This is a genomic window from Aestuariivita sp. (assembly GCF_021404545.1).
Classification (GTDB): Bacteria; Pseudomonadota; Alphaproteobacteria; order Rhodobacterales; family Rhodobacteraceae; genus Aestuariivita.
Genome location: NZ_JAAWWD010000010.1, coordinates 23,307 through 43,514, shown reverse-complemented (window position 1 = coordinate 43,514; position 20,208 = coordinate 23,307). Strand labels below are relative to the sequence as shown.

Here is a 20,208-nt window from a genome sequence, read left to right as displayed (position 1 = left end):
CGATGAACTTCCATGATGTCCGGTTTCCCGCCTCGTTGAGCTTTGGCTCGATTGGCGGGCCAGAGCGGCGCACCGATGTGGTGACGCTGGCCAACGGGTTTGAAGAGCGCAATACGCCCTGGGCGCATTCGCGCAGGCGGTATGACGCGGGGCTGGGCATGCGCTCGCTCGACGATGTCGAAACGCTGATTGCGTTCTTCGAAGCGCGGCGTGGGCAGATGTACGGATTTCGCTGGAAGGACTGGTCCGACTTCAAATCCGGCCGCGCCAAGGAAGAGGTCACCTATCAGGATCAGGTCATCGCCCTGGGCAACGGGGTGCAGACCGTCTTTCCGCTGGTCAAGACCTATCGGTCGGGCGCGTTCAGCTATGCCCGCCCGATTTCCAAACCGGTCTCGGGCACGGTGCGGGTCGGCATCGAAGAGGACGAGATGCAGGAAGCGGTCGATTACACTGTCGACGAGACCACAGGTCTGATCGCCTTTGCGCGCCCCCCCGATCAGGACATGTCTGTGACCGCCGGGTTTGAGTTCGACGTGCCGGTGCGGTTTGACACGGACCGGATCCAGACAAGCGTGGCCAGTTTTCAGGCAGGTGACGTACCCAATGTGCCGGTGGTCGAGGTGCGTGTGTGATGACCCGGATTTCAGTTGAGTTGAAGGCGCATATGGCGGGGGGCGAGACAACGCTCTGCCGCTGCTGGGCCATAGCGCGCCGCGATGGCGTCGCGTTTGGGTTCACCGATCACGATCTGCCATTGCAGTTCGAGGGGGTCGATTTCAAGCCCGATACGGGGCTCACGGCCTATGCCTTGCAACAGTCGACCGGCCTCTCGGTGGACAATACCGAAGCGCTGGGCGCGATCAGCGACGCCTCTATCACCGAAGCCGATATCGAGGCGGGCCGCTTTGACGGCGCGGATGTGCGGTGCTGGCTGGTCAACTGGGCCGCACCTGAGCAACGCCTGCTTCAGTTTCGCGGCTCGATTGGTGAGTTGCGGCGCGCGGGGGGCGCGTTTCAGGCCGAACTTCGGGGGCTGACCGAAGGGTTGAATGCGCCGCAGGGCCGGATCTATCAAAAACCGTGTACGGCTGTTCTGGGCGATGTGACCTGCCGGTTCGATCTGAACGATCCGGGATATGCGGTCGAGTTGGCGGTCGAGGATGTGGTCGATCAGGGGCGTTTGGCCTGGGCTGCGCTGGATGGCTTTGCGCCCGACTGGTTTGCGCGTGGGCGGCTGAGCGTGCTGAGCGGTGCGGCGACCGGCCTCTGGGCCGCGATCAAACAGGACCGTGCGCAGGCAGGGCGGCGCGAGATCGCGCTGTGGACCCCGTTGCGCGCGCCGATCGCTGCGGGCGATCTGGTCCGGCTTGAGGCGGGATGCGACAAGCGGTCGGAAACCTGTCGTCTCAAGTTCAATAACCTTCTGAACTTCCAGGGCTTTCCGGATATCCCCGGTGAGGATTGGATGGTGGCCTATCCGCGCTCGGGCAATCCCAATACCGGGGGCAGCCGCAGATGAAGCGTGACGATATCGTAACTGAGGCGCGTTTTTGGTTGGGCACACCCTATCACCATCAGGCCTCTACCGTCGGTGCGGGCACAGATTGTCTGGGCCTGATCCGGGGGGTGTGGCGCGGCCTTTACGGGCATGAGCCCGAGGCTGTCCCGGCCTATTCCATGGACTGGTCCGAGCCGCAGGGCCAAGAGCGGTTGTGGCAGGCGGCATTGCGCCATTTGGTGGGCAAACCCCTTCAGGCTGAGCTGCCAGGAGATGTGATCCTGTTTCGGATGCGCGCGGGCGCGGTGGCCAAGCATCTTGGCATTGTCTCGACCGTTGGGGCGCAGGCGGCGTTCATCCACGCGTACGCCGGGCGCGGGGTGGTTGAAAGCCTGCTTAGCGCCCCCTGGCGGCGCCGCATTGTGGCACGGTTTGAATTTCCAACGGAGAGGCAGTCATGAGCACAGTCGTATTGTCAGCGGCAGGGGCCGCAATCGGTGGCTCGATCGGTGGTACAGTTCTGGGGCTGTCCTCGGTCGCGGTGGGTCGTGCAGTTGGTGCGACGGTCGGCAAACTGATCGACCAGCAGCTTTTGGGGCGCGGATCACAAAGCGTCGAAACAGGCCGCGTGGATCGCTTCCGGCTTACCGGCGCCAGCGAAGGGGGCGCGGTGGCACAGGGCTTTGGCCGGGTGCGGTTGGGCGGGCAGGTGATCTGGGCGTCGGATTTTGCCGAAACCGCGACGACCTCAGGTGGCGGCAAGGGCGGGCCTGCACAACCCAAGACAACCACCTACAGCTATACCGTGAGCCTCGCCGTCGCGATTTGTGAGGGAGAGATCACCAGCGTCGGTCGGGTGTGGGCGGATGGGCAGGAACTGGCGCCCAAAGACCTCAATATGTCGATCTACTCAGGCACCATGGATCAGGTGCCCGATCCTGTGATGGAAGCGGTCGAAGGGGCGGGGCAGGTGCCGGCCTATCGCGGCACCGCTTATGTGGTGATGGAAAACCTGCCATTGGAGCCCTTCGGCAACCGGGTTCCCCAGTTTTCGTTTGAAGTGACCCGCCCCGAGCAGCGCGGCACCGCGGCTGCACCGGGATCGATGCCGCATGGCGTAGAGGCCGTCGCACTGGTGCCTGGATCCGGTGAATACGCGCTGGCCACCACGCCAGTCTATTACTCCACCGGACCGGGGGCGCAGAAAGCGGCGAATGTAAACAGCCCTTCGGGCCTCACGGATTTTGAGACGTCCTTTGGCCATTTGCGCGATGAGCTGCCCAATTGTTCCGCCGCCTCATTGGTGGTCTGCTGGTTTGGCGACGATCTGCGGTGCGATGCGTGCACGCTGACCCCCAAGGTCGAAAGCGCGGAGGACGAAGGATCGGGCATGCCCTGGTCGGTCTCGGGCCTAGCGCGGTCCGGAGCGGATGTGATCGCGCGGCAGGACGGGCGTCCGATCTATGGCGGCACACCTGCCGACGCATCCGTGGTCGAAGCGATCCGGTACATGCGTGCGGAAGGCCAACGTGTCCTGTTTTATCCGTTCATTCTGATGGACCAGCTTGATGGGAACGGATTGCCCGATCCCTATAGCGATGCGCCCGATCAGCCGGTGCTTCCCTGGCGGGGCCGCATCACCCTGAGCGAGGCTCCGGGGCGACCCGGCTCGCCCGACGGGACGGCGCAGGCAAACGCAGAGGTGGATACGTTCTTTGGCACGGCGACCGCAGCCGATTTCACCGTCGGCGACGGCGTCGTTACTTATGGCGGTGCGCCCGAGGATTGGGGGTTTCGCCGGTTCATCCTGCACTATGCCGCGCTGTGCGCGGCGGCGGGGGGTATCGACAGCTTCTGTATCGGCAGTGAAATGCGGGGCCTCACCTGGATCCGGGGCACGGGCAATACCTTTGTTGCGGTACAACATCTGCGCGATCTCGCGGCAGAGGTGCGCATGTTGCTGCCGGAGACACAGATCGGGTATGCGGCGGATTGGTCGGAATATTTCGGCTATCAGCCGCAGGACGGGTCGGGCGACAGATACTTTCACCTTGATCCGCTTTGGGCCGATGACGCCATCGATTTCGTGGGCATCGACAATTACATGCCGCTGTCGGACTGGCGCGACGGGCAGGATCACCTGGATGCCGCCGACTGGGCGTCGATCTATGATCTTGATTACCTCAAGGGCAATATCGAAGGCGGCGAGGGCTATGACTGGTACTACCATTCGTCCGAGGCGCGCGCGGCGCAAATCCGCACCGATATCACCGACGCGGAGGAGGGGGAGCCATGGATCTGGCGCTATAAGGATATGCGGAACTGGTGGCAAAGCGCGCATTACGAGCGGACCGGAGGCGTGCGCGCCGCAGAGCCCACCGATTGGAAGCCGCGCAGCAAACCGATCTGGTTTACCGAACTGGGCTGTGGCGCCGTTGACAAGGGCACCAACCAACCCAACAAGTTCGTCGATCCCAAGTCTTCGGAAAGTGCCTTGCCGCGGTTTTCAGACGGGCGGCGCGACGATTTCATTCAGGCGCAATATCTGCGCGCGATGTTCGAATATTGGAACGATCCTGCCAAAAACCCCGAGGCTGACCTTTATGAGGGGCGCATGCTGGATATGTCGAACGCCTATGTCTGGGCGTGGGATACGCGGCCGTTTCCGTTCTTCCCCAATAATCTCGCGGTCTGGAGTGACGGGCTGAATTACCTGCGCGGGCACTGGATCAATGGGCGCTGTTCGGCTCGGACGCTGGCGTCGGTCGTGTCGGAAGTGTGCGCGCGCGCGGGGCTGACAACCTATGACGTCGAGGGGTTACGCGGCGTGGTGCGCGGCTACAGCCTGGATTATGTCGGGGATGCGCGCAGCGCGCTTCAGCCACTGATGCTGAGCTATGGGTTCGATGCGGTGGAGCGCAACGGCACCCTGATCTTTGCGATGCGGGACGGGTTGGACGCACAGCCGATTGACCCTCAGATGGTGGTCGTGAACGACGAGATCCCTGGCGGGATTGAACGCGCGCGTGAGACCGAGGCCGAGCTTGCCGGACGTGTGCGCTTGCAGTTCATCGAATCCGAAGGCGATCATGTGCTGCAATCCGAAGAGTCGGTCCTGCCCGATCAGGCCACACATGCGGTTTCGGCCACCGAGTTGACCCTGTCTTTGACACGCGGGGAGGCGCGCCAGGTTGTGGACCGCTGGCTGAGCGAGGCACGCGTGGCGCGCGACAGCGCCCGGTTTGCGCTGCCGCCCTCGCGGATGGATCTGGGCGCGGGCGATGTCGTCTCCCTGCCCAGTGAGGATGGCGCCACGTCCGAGCTTTATCGGATCGACCGCGTCGATCAGGGGACCGAGCAGATCCTCGAAGCGGTGCGGGTGGAGCCGGGCGTTTACGAGCCCGCAGAGCAGGCTGACGGCCTTGCCGGTTTGCGCCCCTTTGTTGCGCCGGTACCGGTGCAGCCTCTGTTCCTCGATCTTCCTCTGATCACCGGAGACGAGGTGCCGCATGCTCCGCATCTGGCGGTCACGGCCAAGCCCTGGCCCGGCAGTGTTGCGCTTTACAGTTCGGATCTGGATGCCGACTACTGGTTGACACAGGTTCTCACTGCGCGGTCCGTGATCGGTGTGACACAGACCCCGCTTGCGGCTGCGTGTGCAGGGCTTTGGGATGATGGGGCGCCACTGGAGGTCGAGCTGATTTCTGGCACGCTTGAAAACCGACCCGAAGCGGCGGTTCTCAACGGTGCCAATCTGGCCGCGATCGGCGATGGGACCCCGGGCAATTGGGAGCTCTTTCAGTTCCGCGATGCCCGACTTGTCGGGCCCAACACCTATTGGCTCAGCCGCCGTCTGCGCGGTCAGTTGGGCAGCGATGCCGCGTTGCCGGAGATCTGGCCGGAGGGGTCATGGTTCGTGTTGTTGAACGGAGCGCCGGAACAGATCGATCTGAGCCCGACGCAGCGCAGGATTGCGCGACACTATCGTATCGGGCCCGCGCAACGGCCCTTGGACGATCCGTCTTATGTCGAGCGCGTGGAGGCGTTTGACGGCATCGGGCTGAGACCCCTGTCGCCGGTGCATTTGCGCGCCGTCCCCCGCCCCGATGGCGCGATTGAGCTGAGTTGGATTCGACGCACCCGGATCGACGGAGACAGCTGGGATCTGCCGGAGGTCCCTCTGGGAGAAGAGCGCGAGGCCTATGTCGTGCGGATCTTTGACGATGCCGGAGTGTTGCGGGAGGAAGAGGTGAGCGTGCCGCAATGGCGTTATCAGGCCGCAGCTCAGACTGCGGATGGCGCATCAGGTTTGATACGTTTCGAGGTTGCGCAGATCTCGGCCCGATTCGGCCCCGGCGTGCCTGCGACCTGCACCTTTGCACTCTGATGCGCCGCATTCACTATGGCGATGTATGTGCGGCGGCCCGTGCTCTGATGCGGGTCGAGACGGGCGCGCAATCGGGGCTCTGCCTGCGGATGATCCGACAGGCGCAAACCGCCGAGGCGCACCGGCGCGAAACCGGGCGGCCTCATCCGCTTTGGGGGACCGGATCGCTGATGGAGGTCGCGCGCTGCCATCCCCTGGCCGCCGAGCCTGGGTTTGAGAACCCCGACTACTGCGCGGCGATGCGGCTGGTGCTGGGGTGTCTGATGCAACAGGCCCTCAGTCAGCGGCGGACCTGAAGTGGCGCGGATGCGGGCTTGCATCCGCGCGCGACATCGCGGCGTTCCTGCCCTGAGCCGAACGCGCCTTTATCCCTGAGGGCCGCCCGAGAAACGGTCGGTCACGGGGGGTGCATATCGGGTCCTTGTCCCAGGTGATGGGCTCCCCGCTTTCTCGGCCAAACCGTAGGGCATGCCGGAGTGCCCTGGGACCGGATGGGGGGCATTCATGTGCGTGATCGACCCGATCACAGGTTTGCGTTTGGTCATTTTTGACTTATGTGAATAGCCTGAGGCGAGAAAAGGATGACCGCCATGGCCGAAGCACACCCGAATATCGCAGCAATGGACCCGGTTTGGGACCGTATCACCTCAGAGGCCCGGCAGGCTGTCGCGGACGAGCCGTTGATGGGTGGGTTGGTTCACGCCTGTATCCTGCATCACAAATCCATCGAAAAGGCGCTGAGCTATCGCGTGGCGGCCAAGCTGGCATCGAACGAGATGTCGATGGTGATCCTGCGCGAGATCGCCGATGACGCCTATGCGGACGCGCCCGAACTGATCGAGGCCGCGCGTGCCGATCTGGTCGCGGTGTTCGAACGGGATCCGGCCTGTCACCGGCTCTTGCAGCCGATCCTCTATTTCAAGGGATACCAGGCGATGCAGGCCTATCGTATCGGCCACTATCTGTGGCAGCAGGGCAAGCAAGATCTGGCGTATTTCTTTCAGATGCGGATCTCGGAGATCTTTGGGATCGACATTCACCCGGCGGCCCGGATCGGCAAGGGCATCATGATCGACCACGCCCATTCCATCGTGATCGGTGAAACGGCAGTGGTGGGCGACAATGTTTCCATGCTGCATTCCGTGACGCTGGGCGGGACCGGCAAGGAAGAGGAAGATCGCCATCCCAAGATCGAGGACGGTGTCCTGATCGGGGCAGGAGCCAAGGTGCTGGGCAATATCCGGGTTGGCCATTGCTCGCGCATAGCGGCCGGGTCGGTTGTTCTGGCGGATGTGCCTGCCTGCAAGACCGTGGCGGGAATTCCAGCCAAGATCGTGGGCGAGGCTGGCTGCGATCAGCCCGCGATTTCCATGAACCATATGTTGGGCAAGGACGGCTGAGCCGGATCTGATTGAACGGGAAAAGCCGGGCGGTTGCCCGGCTTTTGTTGTTTCTGGCAGATCCTTGGGGGCGCTGCCCCCAACCCCCCGCCGGTATTTTCAAAGAGAAGAAGGCAGGGTCAGGCCAGCATCACCATCGGGTTCTCCAGATTGTCGACGATGGCCTGGAGCAGCTCGGCCCCCAGCGCCCCGTCGATGACCCTGTGGTCGACACTGAGCGTGACCGACATCACGGTGGCCACCGCCAATTCGCCATCCGCGCCGACCACGGGCTTTTTGACGCCCGCGCCCACGGCCAGGATCGCGCCATGGGGCGGGTTGATCACCGCGTCGAAATTGTCGATGCCGAACATACCCAGATTGGAGATCGCAAAGCTGCCGCCCATATATTCATGCGGGGCGAGCTTGCGGTCGCGGGCGCGGGTGGCGAGGTCTTTCATTTCCGCCGAGAGGGCGGAGAGGGATTTCATCTCTGCGTCTTTCAGAACCGGGGTAAAGAGGCCACCCTCGATGGCTACGGCGACGGCCACATCCGACGGGGTCAGGCGCAGCATGCGGTCGCCCGCCCAGACCGCGTTGGCCGCGGGCACCTGTTGCAGCGCCAGGGCGCAGGCCTTGATGATGAAATCATTGACCGACAGCTTGACCCCACGCCCGTCCAGCTGGGCGTTGAGATCGCCACGGAATTTCAGCAGCGCATCCAGTCGGATGTCCCGGCGCAAGTAGAAATGCGGAATGGTTTGCTTGGCCTCGGTCAGGCGTGCGGCCACGGTCCTGCGCATGCCATCGAGTGGAACCTCTTCAAAGGCGCGGCCCTCATACATCTTGAGGACCTGGTCGGTCGCGGGACCTGTCGGCATCGCGGCGGACACAGCGGGTGCGCCTGGCGCCTGGGCGGCTGCCGGAGGTGCGGCGACGGGCTGGATCGAGGCGGTTTCGACATCTGCCTTCACGATCCGCCCATGCGGTCCGGAGCCTGTGATCTGCGACAGGTCGAGGCCTTTGTCGGCGGCAATCCGGCGGGCCAGCGGCGAGGCGAAGATGCGGGTGCCATCCTTGGCCGGTGCAGCGGGTGCCGCGGTTGGAGGCGGCGGCGCGGCTGCGGGCGTTTGGGAGCCTTCTTCGGAGGCGGGCTCTGGACTTGGGACGGCGGTCGCTCCGATGTCATCCGCGCTTTCGCCCTCTTCGAGCAGCACGGCGATGGGGCTGTTGACCTTGACCCCTTCGGCGCCTTCGGCGACCAGGATCTTTCCGATGACACCTTCATCGACGGCCTCGAACTCCATCGTGGCCTTGTCGGTCTCGATCTCGGCCAGAAGATCACCGGAGGTGACGGTATCGCCCTCCTTGACCAGCCATTTGGCGAGCGTGCCTTCCTCCATCGTGGGCGAGAGCGCAGGCATGAGGATTTCTGTGGGCATGGTCCGCTCCTTACCGGTAGGTCACTTTTTTGACGGCTTCGATCACCTCGTCGGTGGTCACCAGCGCCAGTTTTTCGAGGTTCGCGGCATAGGGCATCGGCACGTCCTTACCGGTGAGGTTGATCACAGGCGCGTCGAGATAATCGAACGCCTCCTGCATGATCACCGAGGTGATGTAGTTGCCAACCGCGTTCTGCGGCCAGCCTTCCTCGACCGTGACGCAGCGATTGGTTTTCATCACCGATTTGAGGATCGCGGCGGTGTCCATGGGCCGGATCGTGCGCAGATCGAGAACTTCGGCGCTGATGCCGTCCTCGGCCAGCCGGTCGGCGGCCTCCAGCGCGTAGGTCATGCCGATGCCGAAACTGACGAGGGTGACATCCGTGCCCTCGCGCCAGATCCGCGCCTTGCCGAAGGGGACGGTGTAATCGTCGATCTCGGGCACGTCGAAGGACCGGCCGTAGAGGATCTCGTTTTCCAGAAAGATCACCGGGTTGGGATCGCGAATGGCGGTCTTCAGGAGGCCCTTGGCGTCGGAGGCCGAATAGGGCATCGCCACCTTGAGGCCCGGCACATGCGAGTACCAGGCGGTAAAATCCTGCGAGTGCTGGGCGCCGACGCGGGCCGCGGCCCCGTTCGGACCCCGGAACACCATCGGCGCGCCCATCTGACCGCCTGACATATAGAGCGTCTTGGCCGCCGAATTGATGATCTGGTCGATCGCCTGCATGGCAAAGTTGAAGGTCATGAATTCGACAATCGGGCGCAGGCCGCCGAAGGCCGCGCCGACCGCGATCCCGGTAAAGCCGTGTTCGGTGATCGGCGTGTCGATCACGCGCTTGGCGCCGAACTCATCCAGCAGGCCTTGGGAGACCTTGTAGGCGCCCTGGTATTCGCCCACTTCCTCGCCCATCAGATAGACGGTGGGATCGGCGCGCATCTCTTCGGCCATCGCATCGCGCAGCGCCTCGCGCACGGTTTGCTGTTTCATCGCTGTCCCGTCTGGCCAATCGGGGGAGGTGTCGGCCACAGGGGCGGCGGGGGCAGCGGTCGCCGGGGCAGGCTCAGGGACCGCGGGTGCTTCGGCTGCGGGCGCGGATGCCGGGGTTGCGCCGACCTCTTCGCCGTCTTCGACCAGAATGGCGATGGCTGTGTTGACCTTGACCCCTTCGGTGCCCTCGGGGATCAGGATCTTGCCGATGACACCTTCATCGACGGCCTCGAACTCCATCGTGGCCTTGTCGGTCTCGATCTCGGCCATGATATCGCCCGACGAGACGGTGTCGCCTTCCTTGACCAGCCATTTGGCCAATGTGCCTTCTTCCATCGTGGGGCTGAGGGCGGGCATCAGAATTTCGGTTGCCATTATGCGTCGTCCTCTTATTCAGTCGCGTCTGCGTAGATGTCTGTCCAAAGCTCGTCGAGCGCCGGTTCCGGGCTTTCCTTGGCAAACTCGGCCGAGGCGTTGACGATGTCCTTGATCTCTTTGTCGATGGTTTTCAGATCGTCTTCGCTGGCGTGTTTGCCGGTCAAAAGCATGTCGCGCACCTGTTCGATCGGGTCGCGTTCTTCGCGCATTTTCTGCACCTCTTCGCGGGTCCGGTATTTGGCCGGATCCGACATCGAATGGCCGCGATAGCGATAGGTCTTGACCTCAAGGATGTAGGGGCCCTTGCCGGAGCGGCAGTGGGCAACCGCCTTTTCGCCGGCCTCTTTGACCGAGAGCACATTCATGCCGTCAACGGCTTCGCCCGGAATGCCAAACGCCTCTCCGCGGGTAAACAGTTCCGGCGTCGATGTGGAACGCTTTTGCGCGGTGCCCATGGCGTATTGGTTGTTCTCGATCACGAAAACCACCGGCAAATCCCAGAGCGCGGCCATGTTGAAGGTCTCATAGATCTGACCCTGATTGGCCGCGCCATCGCCGAAATAGGCGAATGTTACGCGGCCGTTTTCGAGGTATTTGTCGGCAAAGGCGAGGCCCGCGCCGATGGGCACCTGGGCCCCGACGATGCCATGCCCGCCATAGAAATGCTTCTCCTTGGAGAACATGTGCATGGAGCCGCCCTTGCCCTTGGAATAGCCGCCCTCGCGGCCCGTCAGCTCGGCCATGACCCCGTTTGCGTCCATCCCGCAGGCCAGCATATGGCCATGATCGCGATAGGATGTGACGCGCTTGTCGCCCTCTTCGGCCGCGGCTTCAAGTCCGACAACGACGGCTTCCTGCCCGATATAGAGATGGCAGAAGCCACCGATCAGGCCCATGCCATAAAGCTGGCCTGCCTTTTCCTCGAACCGGCGGATCAGCAGCATGTCGCGGTAGTGGGTCTTGAGCTCCTCCGCCGAGACGTTGGGGGTTTTGGTCGTTTTGCGCGCGGCCATCGTTCGGGGCTCCCTCTCTGGCGGAATAGTTTAGCGTTAAACTACCCAATAATCGAAATTTCGCGGCGATGCGAGAGTTATTGTGACGCGGCGTGCGAACAAGGTCCGGCACCCGTGCACGGACCCGTGTCAGTGCGAGGCTCTGCCTCGCGCTCCGGGAATATTTAGAGCCAGAAGAAGCAACAGGTCAGCGAATGACGATTTCATCGGCGCGCAACAGGCCGAGGACCGAACGGGCCTGTTCGTCCAGAAGATCGAGGTCGAGATAGGTATCCGACAGGCGCAGCGTGAGGTTCTCCATCCGCGCGACCTCCATCCGCAGCCGCTCCAGATCCTGGGCGGTGTCGCGGGTTTCGGCCGCGATTTCAGCGCGACGGAACAGCCCGAAATCGCCCTGTACGGCGGCAAAGGTGAAATAGATGCTCAGTGCGAAGGCCGCGAAGAAATAGATCGCTGTGCCAAAGCCGGGTCTGGAGGAACGTGTCACTGCTGTCTGCCTCTGTCGCGGTCTCTTTCCGAACCGCTGAGGTAGAGTATCGCACAGGTGATTCGCGAAAGGAAGCCCTTGTTTTGCATCGACAAAGGGGGGTGCTGCCGGGATCGTCAGGCGGGCGCCGTGGCTGTCAACCGCCATTAGGGGGCAGATCCGCTCCCGGGCGGAGGTCTGGACCTGCCGCGAGGCCTGGAAGGTTGTGCGCTGCTTGTGAATAGTCAGCGCTTGCCCATGACCTTGCGGGCGATGATGGTGGTGAGCTGTCGCGGGGTGATCCGTGGCAGGAAGGCCAGGACCTTGTTCAGGGCGCCGGGCACAACGATCCGTTTGCCGATCCGCGCGGCAAGCCAGCCCGCTTCGGCCACCTTGCGCGCGGACATTGGTTTGCCCAGCTCCAGAAGGCGCACGCCACCCATATCGGCGGCCTCGAAGAACGCGGTCTGTGTGGGCCCGGGGCAAAGCGCGGTGACGGTGACAGGGGATCCGCGCAGCTCTTCGGCGACGGCTTCGGAGAGCGACACGACAAATGCCTTGGTGGCGTGATAGACGGCCATGTTGGGGCCCGGGGTAAAGCCCGCGACGGAGGCCACGTTCAGGATGCGCCCTTTGCCGATGGCCTCCATCTGGGGGATGGCCTGTTTCATCAGATAGGCCAGCGCGGTCATGTTCACGGTCATCGACTGCATCTCGCGCGCCCAGGTCTGGCCGCTGGCGAAATCGCCATGGCTGCCCAGACCCGCGTTGTTGACCAGCACATCGATACGGCGATCCGTGCTGGCCTCGGCCCAGAGCCGTTCCACCTCATCCTGTCTGCTCAGATCCGCAGGGATGACCACGATGTCCCGCCCGTCGGAGGCCAGATCCCGGGCCAGCGCATCCAGCTTGTCTTTCGAGCGGGCTGTGAGGATGAGATTATGGCCATCGCGGGCGGCGAGGCGGGCGAACTCTACCCCCAGCCCGGTCGAGGCGCCGGTGATCAGGGTCCAGGTCTGCATATCATCCCTCCGGTTGGGTCGGTTCAGATGTGCAGTATATGGGGCAGGCGCGGGTCTTTGACAGGGTCAGGTCTCGAGCGCTGCGACACCGGGGAGGGTTTTGCCCTCCATCCATTCCAGAAACGCGCCGCCGGCGGTGGAAATATAGGTGAAATCATGCGCCGCCCCCGCCTGGTTGAGGGCCGCCACCGTATCGCCGCCGCCGGCAACTGTCACCAGTTGGCCGGCCTTGGTCAACGCCGCGGCCTTGCGCGCGGCGGCGAAGGTGGCAGTGCCAAAAGGCGCGATCTCGAACGCGCCGAGGGGGCCATTCCAGATCAGTGTGCGCGCGCGCTCCATCACCTGGCCGATGCGCGCCACGCTCTGCGGGCCTGCATCCAGGATCATCGCGTCGGTGGGACAGGCGCTTACAGGCAGCGTCTGGTGCGCGGCGTTCTCGCGGAACGCGCGCGCCACGACCACATCGCTGGGCAGGATGATCTCGCAGCCTGTCTTGTCGGCCTTGCTGAGAATATCCGATGCGGTATCGGTCATATCATGTTCGGCCAGCGAAGTGCCGATGCCCAGCCCCTGGGCCGCCAGAAAGGTGTTTGCCATGCCTCCGCCAATCACCAGATGATCGACCTTTTCAACCAGGTTGGACAGCAGATCGAGCTTGGTGGAGACTTTGGCGCCGCCGACCACAGCGATCAACGGGCGGTCCGGGTTGCCCAATGCGGCCTCGAGCGCGACAAGCTCGGCCTGCATCAGGCGGCCCGCGCAGGACGGCAGCAGATGCGCCACCCCGGTGGTCGAGGCATGGGCGCGGTGCGCGCAGGAAAACGCATCGTTGCAGAACACATCCCCCAGATCGGCAAGAGCGGCTGCAAGCGCGGGGTCGTTTTGTTCCTCACCGGCATAGAACCGGGTGTTCTCCAACATCAGGACCGTGCCAGGCTCCAGAGCGGCCACCGCCGCTTCGGCCGAGGGTCCGCGGCAGTCGGCGGCAAAGCTGACGGGCACGCCAAAGGCGGCCTCGATCGCGGGCAGCAGCGGGCGCAGCGACATCTCGGGGACATGTTTGCCTTTGGGGCGTCCGAAATGGGACAGAAGGATCGGCAGGCCGCCTGCGCCCAGAATATCGCGGATTGTGGGCACCAGGCGCTGGATGCGGGTGTCATCGCTGACGGTCTCGCCATCCATCGGCACGTTCAGATCGACGCGCACCAGCACCCTCTTGCCGGTCAGCTCCATATCGTCCAGCGTGTTCCAGCCCATCGTTGCCATCCCCCGTTTTCGTGACGGTGCCCATGTCGACTGAATCGTGCCGCGCGTCAATGCTTGGCTTGGCAATTGCGCGGCAGGGTCTTACCTATCGTCGCAAGATTTTCAAAGGAGGGCCCCATGGCCGAGATCAAAGACCCCGAAAACACCATTCTGATGGAACTGTCGGCAGGCACCGTCACGATTGAGCTTTTGCCCGATATCGCACCAAAACACGCAGAACGGATGAAAGAGCTGGCCCGGGCCGGTCACTATGACAACGTGGCCTTTCACCGGGTGATCGACGGGTTCATGGCGCAGACAGGTGATGTGAAGAACGGCAATATGGAAACCGATTTCAATCTGCGTCTGGCGGGTACCGGCGGATCGGATCTGCCCGATCTTCCGGCCGAGTTCTCGGGCATCCCGCATGATCGCGGCACGCTGGGCGCGGCGCGGTCCGCCAATCCCGACAGCGCCAATTCGCAATTCTTCATCAACTTTTCGGACAATCATTTCCTCAATCGGCAATACACCGTCTATGGCCGCGTGATCGAGGGTATGGAGCATGTGGATGCGATCACCCGGGGCGAGCCGCCCGCCGAGCCCGATCGGATGATCAGCGTCAAGGTGGCCGCAGATGCGTAAGCTGGCATTTGCATTTGCGCTTTTGGCCGGCCCCGCGGCGGCGGCGGGCATTGAAATCGAGATTGCGGGGGACGGGGCCAACGGCACCGTCACGATTGATCTGTTCGAGGAGGTGGCGCCGCGCCATGTGGCGCGGATCACCGATCTTGCGGCAGAGGGGGCCTATGACGATGTGGTGTTTCACAGGGTGATTGACGGGTTCATGGCGCAAACGGGGGATGTGGAGTTTGGCAAGATGGGCGGTGATATGCGCATGGCCGGGCGCGGGGGATCCGATAGCCCCGATCTGGCCGCGGAATTTTCCGACATCCCCTTCGATCGCGGCGTGGTCGGCATGGCACGGTCGCAATCGCCCGACAGCGCCAACAGCCAGTTCTTCATCATGTTCGATGAGGGCTATTTCCTGAACGGGCAATATACGGTTGTGGGCCGCGTGACCGAGGGCATGGAGATTGTCGATGCCATCAAACGCGGGGAAGGCCGGAACGGATCCGTTATGGGGCAGCCGGATCGGATGAGTGTGGTGTCGGTGACGCCCTAAATAGGGGCATGTCGGTGACGCCCTGAATAGGGGCATGTCGGTGACGCCCTAAATAGGGGCATGTCGGTGACGCCCTGAATAGGGGCATATCGGTGACGCCCCTGGTCTTTGGGGGCTGTCGATCTTTGAGAGGTTTCGCCGCCCGGGTGGGCGGCGACCCGCGGCGAGAGGCGGTGGCCCCCGCCGTTTTGGTTCGTGACCGACTTTCGCCTGGCGGGTGGTGGCGGTTTTTTTTTGGTCGGGAATGTGTAGTTTGGAGAGGGGCCAGCCCCTCGCGCTCCCCGATCGTATTTTCAGCAAGAAGAAGGACCGAGGCCGTTTGCTCCGGTGATGTGCCGCTTTCGTCACAAGCGCGTTGGGTGGGCTGTGCGGGGTGCAGGTTTTGCGGCATCCTTGCCAGCACGGATAGGGGGAGGATGATATGACGCGATGGGGGATTGGTCTCGCGGTATGTTTGATGGCACTGGGGTCTCCGGGGGCGGGGCAGGCCAATCCGGAGCGGTGGGGGTATCAGTGGCCCAAGACCGATTTTGGCACGACATCAGTGGAGAGCTGGGATGAGATCCGCGATGGCGGACCCGGCCGGGACGGAATTCCGGCATTGGATGATCCGTCATTCGTTCCGGCGGCCACGGTCATGCTGGACGCGCGTGAGCCTGTGGTCACGGTGGAAATCGACGGTGCGGCTCCGCGTGCCTATCCGGTCCGCTTTCTGATCTGGCATGAGATTGTGAATGACACCGTGGGCGGCATTCCCATCGCCGTCACCTATTGCCCATTGTGCAATTCGTTCATCACCTTCGACAGGCGCACCCCGGTGGGGGTATTGCGGTTTGGGGTGAGCGGTAAACTGCGCCACTCCGATATGGTGATGTTCGACCGTCAGACCGAGAGCTGGTGGCAACAGGCGGTGGGCGAGGCGATTGTCGGTGCCTTGACCGGTACGGAGCTGGACGTTCTGCCCACCTGGATAGAAAGCTGGGGGGCGTTCACGAGCCGTCATCCCGACGGGCTGGTCATGGCAGAGCCCGCGATGCGCAGGCCCTATGGAAGCACCCCCTATCAGGGGTATGACCGGGCGGCGCGGCCGTTTCTCTACTCCGGTGACCCGCCACCACATGGGGTGCCGCCGCTGATGCGCGTGGTTCGTGTCGGCGACCGCGCCTGGCCGCTGACCCGTTTTGCGCAAGAGGCCGAGATTTCGGAGGCCGGGGTGCGGATGTCCTGGACGCCCGGGCAGGCCTCGGCGCTCGATCATGGCATCATTGCCAAGGGGCGCGATGTGGGCTCGATCCGGGTGCGCGATGCTGCGGGGCGGGATGTCGCGCATGATGTGATGTTTGCCTTTGCGTTTCACGCGTTCTGGCCCGAGGGGATCTGGATGCTGGGGGATTAATGCATTTCGAGTAAAACCTGCCCCCCTTGGTCGCTGCCTCTCGCTTCGGTCGAATGCCAAAAGTGATGTTAGATGCCTCAAGTTAAACTCGAAAAGCTATAGGATCGGGAGACACTTGTCCGGTGCCTTGGGACAAGGTCCGGTGCAGCGATGGACGATCCTCCCCGACGGTGGCGGCGGCACGCCAGCGACGCATCCTGGGTCTGACCGGATCCCGACGGGTCGAAAACGAGCCGGTGACCCGTTGGCCTTGTTCGATGTCGGAGGACTATCCACTCAGTGCGGCTTGATCGCCCGGTCCTCGGCATCGCGCGATCAAGCGTCCGGAGGTGCGACCGGGTTGCGCCGGGTCAGAAGGGCCAGGCCTGCACTGAGCGCACAGAGTGCCGCGGCAAACCAGGCCAGCGCCTGAAACCCGGCTGTCATCGCGCCTGCGTGACCGGGTGTCTGCGAGGTCACGCCAAAGCTGTCGGTCCCGCCCGCCGCGGCATAGACGCCCGCCACAAGCCCGCCCACCGCAGCGACCCAGATCAGACCCGCGAGCCGGGTGATCGCGTTGTTCACGCCCGAGGCGATACCGGCCTGGTTGTCCGCGACCGCGGCCATCACCGTTGTCGACAGCGGGGCAACCACCATTGCCATGCCCAGACCCACCAGGCACATCGCGGGCACGATCCCGTCCCAGAACATCTGGTACGGGGCGACCAGCGCCATGGCTGCATATCCAAGCCCCGCCAGGGCCGATCCGCCCGACAGCAGCGGTGCGGGTCCCCAGGTGACGGCAAGCTGTCCTATACGGGCAGAGAGCAGAGCGATGAACACCGACAAGGGCGCGAAAGCCGCCGAGGTCTGAAACGCGTCAATTCCCCAACCGGCGATCATCGTCATCGGCAGGAAAAAGAGCACGATGTTGAGCGCACCGTACAGAACGAAGCACAGCAGGTTGACCACCGTGAAGTTGCGCGAGGCAAAGAGCGTCAGCGGCATCATCGCGTGATCGCTGCGCGCCTCGACGATCAGGAACACCACCAGCAAGCCCAGACCGGCTCCGATCCACAGGGTGACGGATGCGCCTTGCCCATGTTGGAGGCTTGTGAGCCCCCAGGCCAGCGCCAGCAAGGCGATCGTCGCACTCAGCGCGCCGGGATAGTCAATCGGGCTGCCGGGCTGATTGGGGTCTGCCTGAACCCGGGTGCGCAGCAGGTAAATCGCCAAGGCCCCCAGGGGCAGGTTCACCGCAAAGATCCAGCGCCACATCTCGGGGCCGCCCAGGCTGAGCGCTAACCCTCCGATAATCGGGCCGAGCGCAGTGGTCAGGGCCGAGGCTGCGGCCCAGATGCCGATGGCGCGGCCACGCTCGGCTTTGGGATAGGCGCGCGCGATGATCGCCATGGACCCCGGCACCATGATCGCGGCGCCGATCCCCTGAAGCGCGCGCATGACAATCAGGAATTCCGCGTTCGGGGCCACGGCGCACAGCATCGAGGCGACAACGAAGGCGCCGATCCCCCAGGTAAAGACGCGGGCCAGGCCGAACCGGTCTCCCGCGGCACCCCCCACCAGGATCAGCGCCGACAATGTCAGCAGATAGGCATTGTGGACCCATTGCGCCTGGGCCAGCGTCGCGCCCAGCGTCTCGCGGATCGCGGGCATCGCGATGGCGACCACGGTGCCGTCGATGAACCCCAGCGCCGAGGCCAGAATGGCCGCGAACAGAACGAATTTCCGGCCTTGCGGCGCGCAAAAGCCCGGAACGGAAACAGGCGCCGCAGACCCAGCTGACGACGCCTGTCCGGTATCGCTCATCCCCGTCTGCTTACGAAGCCGTGTCCGGTTTCTTGGCCGCGGCCGGATTCGCCGTTTCCGGCTTGCTCCCGCGGCCCGGGTTCAAAGGGTCGTCTTGCCGCTGCACAGAGCCCTCGAAATGGGCGCCGCTTTCAATGGCGATGGTCTTGTGGATGATGTCGCCCTCGACACGCGCGGTGGAGGTCAGACGCACCTTCAGACCCCGCACACGGCCAACGATACGTCCGTTGATGACCACATCATCGGCGGTGACTTCGCCTTTGATGGTCGCACTTTCGCCGATGGTCAGCAGATGTGCGCGGATGTCGCCTTCGACCGTGCCCTCGACCTGGATGTCTCCAGTGGTCTTCATGTTACCGGTGATGTGCAAATCCGACGACAAGGTCGATGCGGGAGGTTTGGCTTTCGGCGTGACCGGCTTTGCATCGGCAGCCGCTGGGGGGACCGAAGGCGTCGGCTTGGGTGCTGCCGCACTGGCCGTGTCCGCCGTCTTGGGCCCGGGTTCGTTGATTTTGCTTTTAGAAAACATCGTTTGCAGCCTTGATATAGATCATGGGGTTAACGGGGTTGCCGCCGACACGCACTTCGTAATGGAGATGGGTGCCGGTCGACCGGCCGGTACTACCCATATCAGCTATGTGATCCCCGCGCGAGACCCTTTGGCCTTTTCTCACGCGAATGTTCGAGTTGTGGGCGTAGAGGGTTTCGATGCCAAAGTCGTGCTGAATCTTGACCATCCGGCCAAAGCCCGATTGCCAGCCGGCATGAATGATGACCCCATCGGCAGTGGCATAGATATTGGTGCCGGGGGCCGCCGCAAAGTCGGTGCCGTTATGCATCCGGCGACCGCCGGTCTTGGGGTCGCGCCGATAGCCGTAGCCCGACGTGTACCGGAATGCGCTTTTCACAGGCATTGCAAAGGGCGCGCGTTCGGCCGCGATGCGATAGAGGTTCAGCTTGTCCATCTGCTCAAGCAGGCGGTTCGCGCGCAGCTCGTCGGCCGAAGGCTCTTCACCGCTTGTCGAAAAGGACAAAGGGGTCAGGGGACCGCCTTGCCCCGAGTATCCGCGCCGGACCTGTTCGATGATCCGGTCCGTCGGCATGCCGGCCGAGCGGAACATCTTGTCGAGCGGCTCGACCGAGACGGCCATGGCTTCTTCGAGCTGGCGGAAGATTTCGTCATTGCGGTCGCGCATCATCGCGATCTCGAACTCCATCTCCTCCGCCCGGTCCAGCGCTTCCTGAGCATCGGCATAGATCTGATCGCGCTCCTGCGCGGTTTCGGCCAGCGCGGTCGCCAGGAAATCCACCGGGGCCGAGATGGTGACCCCACCATCGGCGGCGGCGGTTTCTGCATTGGCCTCTTTGAGGGCCGCGATCTGGTCGCGCGCGCTCTCGCGGTCTTGCATCGTGTCGCGCAATGTCGCCTGGATCACGTCGATGCCGGTCTCCAGCTCGCGCCTCCGCGTCTCGGATGCCAGAAGCTGCGACTGCATCACCGATATCTGATCCAGCGCCGCGTTGAACCGCTCTTGCGCGGCCAGCGCTTCCTCGACGCGCATGTCGCGCTCGCTGGCCAGCACGTTCAAACGCTCCTGATAGAGCCGTTGGTCGCGCTTGGCCTGCTCGCGGAAATTTCCAGCGCCGATGGAATCCATCAGCAGAATGGCCGTCGCGATAATGGCCCAGGCCACCACCAGCGAACTGCCGACAAACGCCAGAAGTTGCGTTTCGGGCCGCAGGCGGATGAACCGCATCTCGGTGTCGGATTTCATAAAAACCCGGCGTTCAGGAAAATACCGCTCGACCAGATTATGTGCTTTTATTGCCAGACGTGTTCGCACGCGCCCTTCCTTGTCCCATCGCAATGACGACGCAGCCCTGTGAGCAAGGGCACTGGTTTACGTCCCGGGATGCATATCCAGAGCGGTGCATTTGGGCAAGGATGTTGTCCCATTCTGTGGCGAGATCGGCGCATCAGTGCCATAATTGGCAA

18 protein-coding genes are annotated in these 20,208 nt (G+C 63.4%); 9 read left to right on the top strand and 9 right to left on the bottom strand.

The features are described 5' to 3' along the window. Positions 1-2: 2 nt before the first annotated feature. From HEP69_RS06215 to cysE, 6 genes are all read left to right on the top strand, one after another. Positions 3-635, top strand: coding sequence for a DUF2460 domain-containing protein (locus HEP69_RS06215; protein ID WP_290557698.1), 633 nt, complete (start codon positions 3-5; stop codon positions 633-635). Further along, positions 635-1,522: a DUF2163 domain-containing protein gene (locus HEP69_RS06210; RefSeq protein ID WP_290557697.1), complete on the top strand. Its 888-nt coding sequence runs from the start codon at positions 635-637 to the stop codon at positions 1,520-1,522. Before HEP69_RS06215 ends, HEP69_RS06210 begins: the two co-directional genes overlap by 1 nt. Then, positions 1,519-1,962, top strand: coding sequence for a peptidase (locus HEP69_RS06205; RefSeq protein ID WP_290557696.1), 444 nt, complete (start codon positions 1,519-1,521; stop codon positions 1,960-1,962). The genes HEP69_RS06210 and HEP69_RS06205 overlap by 4 nt, the downstream gene beginning before the upstream one ends. Beyond that, a complete protein-coding gene (locus HEP69_RS06200; RefSeq protein WP_290557695.1) occupies positions 1,959-5,888 on the top strand; it encodes a glycoside hydrolase/phage tail family protein in 3,930 nt (1,309 codons plus the stop codon). Before HEP69_RS06205 ends, HEP69_RS06200 begins: the two co-directional genes overlap by 4 nt. Further along, on the top strand, positions 5,888-6,184 hold the full coding sequence (locus tag HEP69_RS06195) for a hypothetical protein (RefSeq protein ID WP_290557694.1): 297 nt from the start codon (positions 5,888-5,890) through the stop codon (positions 6,182-6,184). Before HEP69_RS06200 ends, HEP69_RS06195 begins: the two co-directional genes overlap by 1 nt. Positions 6,185-6,478: 294 nt before the next feature. Beyond that, complete coding sequence (gene cysE, locus HEP69_RS06190; RefSeq protein WP_290557693.1) at positions 6,479-7,288, top strand: serine O-acetyltransferase; 810 nt, start codon at positions 6,479-6,481, stop codon at positions 7,286-7,288. 119 nt (positions 7,289-7,407) lie between these two features. On the opposite strand, the gene HEP69_RS06185 is transcribed toward cysE, so the two are convergent. The 6 genes from HEP69_RS06185 to HEP69_RS06160 form a co-directional block, all read right to left on the bottom strand. Then, positions 7,408-8,709: a pyruvate dehydrogenase complex dihydrolipoamide acetyltransferase gene (locus HEP69_RS06185; RefSeq protein WP_290557692.1), complete on the bottom strand. Its 1,302-nt coding sequence runs from the start codon at positions 8,707-8,709 to the stop codon at positions 7,408-7,410. Positions 8,710-8,719: 10 nt separating this feature from the next. Further along, positions 8,720-10,075, bottom strand: a complete 1,356-nt coding sequence (locus tag HEP69_RS06180; protein ID WP_290557691.1) for a pyruvate dehydrogenase complex E1 component subunit beta — start codon at positions 10,073-10,075, stop codon at positions 8,720-8,722. Positions 10,076-10,089: 14 nt separating this feature from the next. Beyond that, positions 10,090-11,091, bottom strand: a complete 1,002-nt coding sequence (gene pdhA, locus HEP69_RS06175) for a pyruvate dehydrogenase (acetyl-transferring) E1 component subunit alpha (protein WP_290557690.1) — start codon at positions 11,089-11,091, stop codon at positions 10,090-10,092. 187 nt (positions 11,092-11,278) lie between these two features. Continuing rightward, complete coding sequence (locus HEP69_RS06170; RefSeq protein ID WP_290557689.1) at positions 11,279-11,578, bottom strand: septum formation initiator family protein; 300 nt, start codon at positions 11,576-11,578, stop codon at positions 11,279-11,281. Positions 11,579-11,802: 224 nt separating this feature from the next. Beyond that, entirely contained in the window at positions 11,803-12,579 is a 777-nt protein-coding gene (locus HEP69_RS06165) for an SDR family oxidoreductase (protein WP_290557688.1), read from the bottom strand. Between the two features lie 66 nt (positions 12,580-12,645). Next, a complete protein-coding gene (locus HEP69_RS06160; protein ID WP_290557687.1) occupies positions 12,646-13,836 on the bottom strand; it encodes a phosphoglycerate kinase in 1,191 nt (396 codons plus the stop codon). Between the two features lie 126 nt (positions 13,837-13,962). On the opposite strand from HEP69_RS06160, the gene HEP69_RS06155 reads away from it, so the two are divergent. From HEP69_RS06155 to HEP69_RS06145, 3 genes are all read left to right on the top strand, one after another. Then, positions 13,963-14,469: a peptidylprolyl isomerase gene (locus HEP69_RS06155; RefSeq protein WP_290557686.1), complete on the top strand. Its 507-nt coding sequence runs from the start codon at positions 13,963-13,965 to the stop codon at positions 14,467-14,469. After that, on the top strand, positions 14,462-15,010 hold the full coding sequence (locus HEP69_RS06150; protein WP_290557685.1) for a peptidylprolyl isomerase: 549 nt from the start codon (positions 14,462-14,464) through the stop codon (positions 15,008-15,010). Before HEP69_RS06155 ends, HEP69_RS06150 begins: the two co-directional genes overlap by 8 nt. A 457-nt stretch (positions 15,011-15,467) precedes the next feature. Beyond that, a complete protein-coding gene (locus tag HEP69_RS06145) occupies positions 15,468-16,406 on the top strand; it encodes a DUF3179 domain-containing protein (RefSeq protein WP_290557684.1) in 939 nt (312 codons plus the stop codon). A 315-nt stretch (positions 16,407-16,721) separates the two neighbouring features. Here the strand turns inward: HEP69_RS06145 and HEP69_RS06140 are convergent, their stop codons facing one another. Genes HEP69_RS06140 through HEP69_RS06130 form a run of 3 tightly spaced genes read right to left on the bottom strand, consistent with a single transcriptional unit; the run spans position 16,722 to position 20,056 of the window. After that, complete coding sequence (locus tag HEP69_RS06140; RefSeq protein WP_290557683.1) at positions 16,722-18,212, bottom strand: MFS transporter; 1,491 nt, start codon at positions 18,210-18,212, stop codon at positions 16,722-16,724. A 10-nt stretch (positions 18,213-18,222) separates the two neighbouring features. Next, a complete protein-coding gene (locus HEP69_RS06135) occupies positions 18,223-18,741 on the bottom strand; it encodes a polymer-forming cytoskeletal protein (protein ID WP_290557682.1) in 519 nt (172 codons plus the stop codon). Then, a complete protein-coding gene (locus tag HEP69_RS06130) occupies positions 18,731-20,056 on the bottom strand; it encodes a M23 family metallopeptidase (protein WP_290557681.1) in 1,326 nt (441 codons plus the stop codon). Before HEP69_RS06130 ends, HEP69_RS06135 begins: the two co-directional genes overlap by 11 nt. Positions 20,057-20,208: the final 152 nt, after the last annotated feature.

Coding starts and splice junctions, on each gene's coding strand:
- HEP69_RS06215 (WP_290557698.1), top strand. CDS start 3: ATGAACTTCCATGATGTCCGGTTTCCCGCCTCGTTGAGCTTTGGCTCG.
- HEP69_RS06210 (WP_290557697.1), top strand. CDS start 635: ATGACCCGGATTTCAGTTGAGTTGAAGGCGCATATGGCGGGGGGCGAG.
- HEP69_RS06205 (WP_290557696.1), top strand. CDS start 1,519: ATGAAGCGTGACGATATCGTAACTGAGGCGCGTTTTTGGTTGGGCACA.
- HEP69_RS06200 (WP_290557695.1), top strand. CDS start 1,959: ATGAGCACAGTCGTATTGTCAGCGGCAGGGGCCGCAATCGGTGGCTCG.
- HEP69_RS06195 (WP_290557694.1), top strand. CDS start 5,888: ATGCGCCGCATTCACTATGGCGATGTATGTGCGGCGGCCCGTGCTCTG.
- cysE (WP_290557693.1), top strand. CDS start 6,479: ATGGCCGAAGCACACCCGAATATCGCAGCAATGGACCCGGTTTGGGAC.
- HEP69_RS06185 (WP_290557692.1), bottom strand. CDS start 8,709: ATGCCCACAGAAATCCTCATGCCTGCGCTCTCGCCCACGATGGAGGAA.
- HEP69_RS06180 (WP_290557691.1), bottom strand. CDS start 10,075: ATGGCAACCGAAATTCTGATGCCCGCCCTCAGCCCCACGATGGAAGAA.
- pdhA (WP_290557690.1), bottom strand. CDS start 11,091: ATGGCCGCGCGCAAAACGACCAAAACCCCCAACGTCTCGGCGGAGGAG.
- HEP69_RS06165 (WP_290557688.1), bottom strand. CDS start 12,579: ATGCAGACCTGGACCCTGATCACCGGCGCCTCGACCGGGCTGGGGGTA.
- HEP69_RS06160 (WP_290557687.1), bottom strand. CDS start 13,836: ATGGGCTGGAACACGCTGGACGATATGGAGCTGACCGGCAAGAGGGTG.
- HEP69_RS06155 (WP_290557686.1), top strand. CDS start 13,963: ATGGCCGAGATCAAAGACCCCGAAAACACCATTCTGATGGAACTGTCG.
- HEP69_RS06150 (WP_290557685.1), top strand. CDS start 14,462: ATGCGTAAGCTGGCATTTGCATTTGCGCTTTTGGCCGGCCCCGCGGCG.
- HEP69_RS06145 (WP_290557684.1), top strand. CDS start 15,468: ATGGCACTGGGGTCTCCGGGGGCGGGGCAGGCCAATCCGGAGCGGTGG.
- HEP69_RS06140 (WP_290557683.1), bottom strand. CDS start 18,212: ATGAGCGATACCGGACAGGCGTCGTCAGCTGGGTCTGCGGCGCCTGTT.
- HEP69_RS06135 (WP_290557682.1), bottom strand. CDS start 18,741: ATGTTTTCTAAAAGCAAAATCAACGAACCCGGGCCCAAGACGGCGGAC.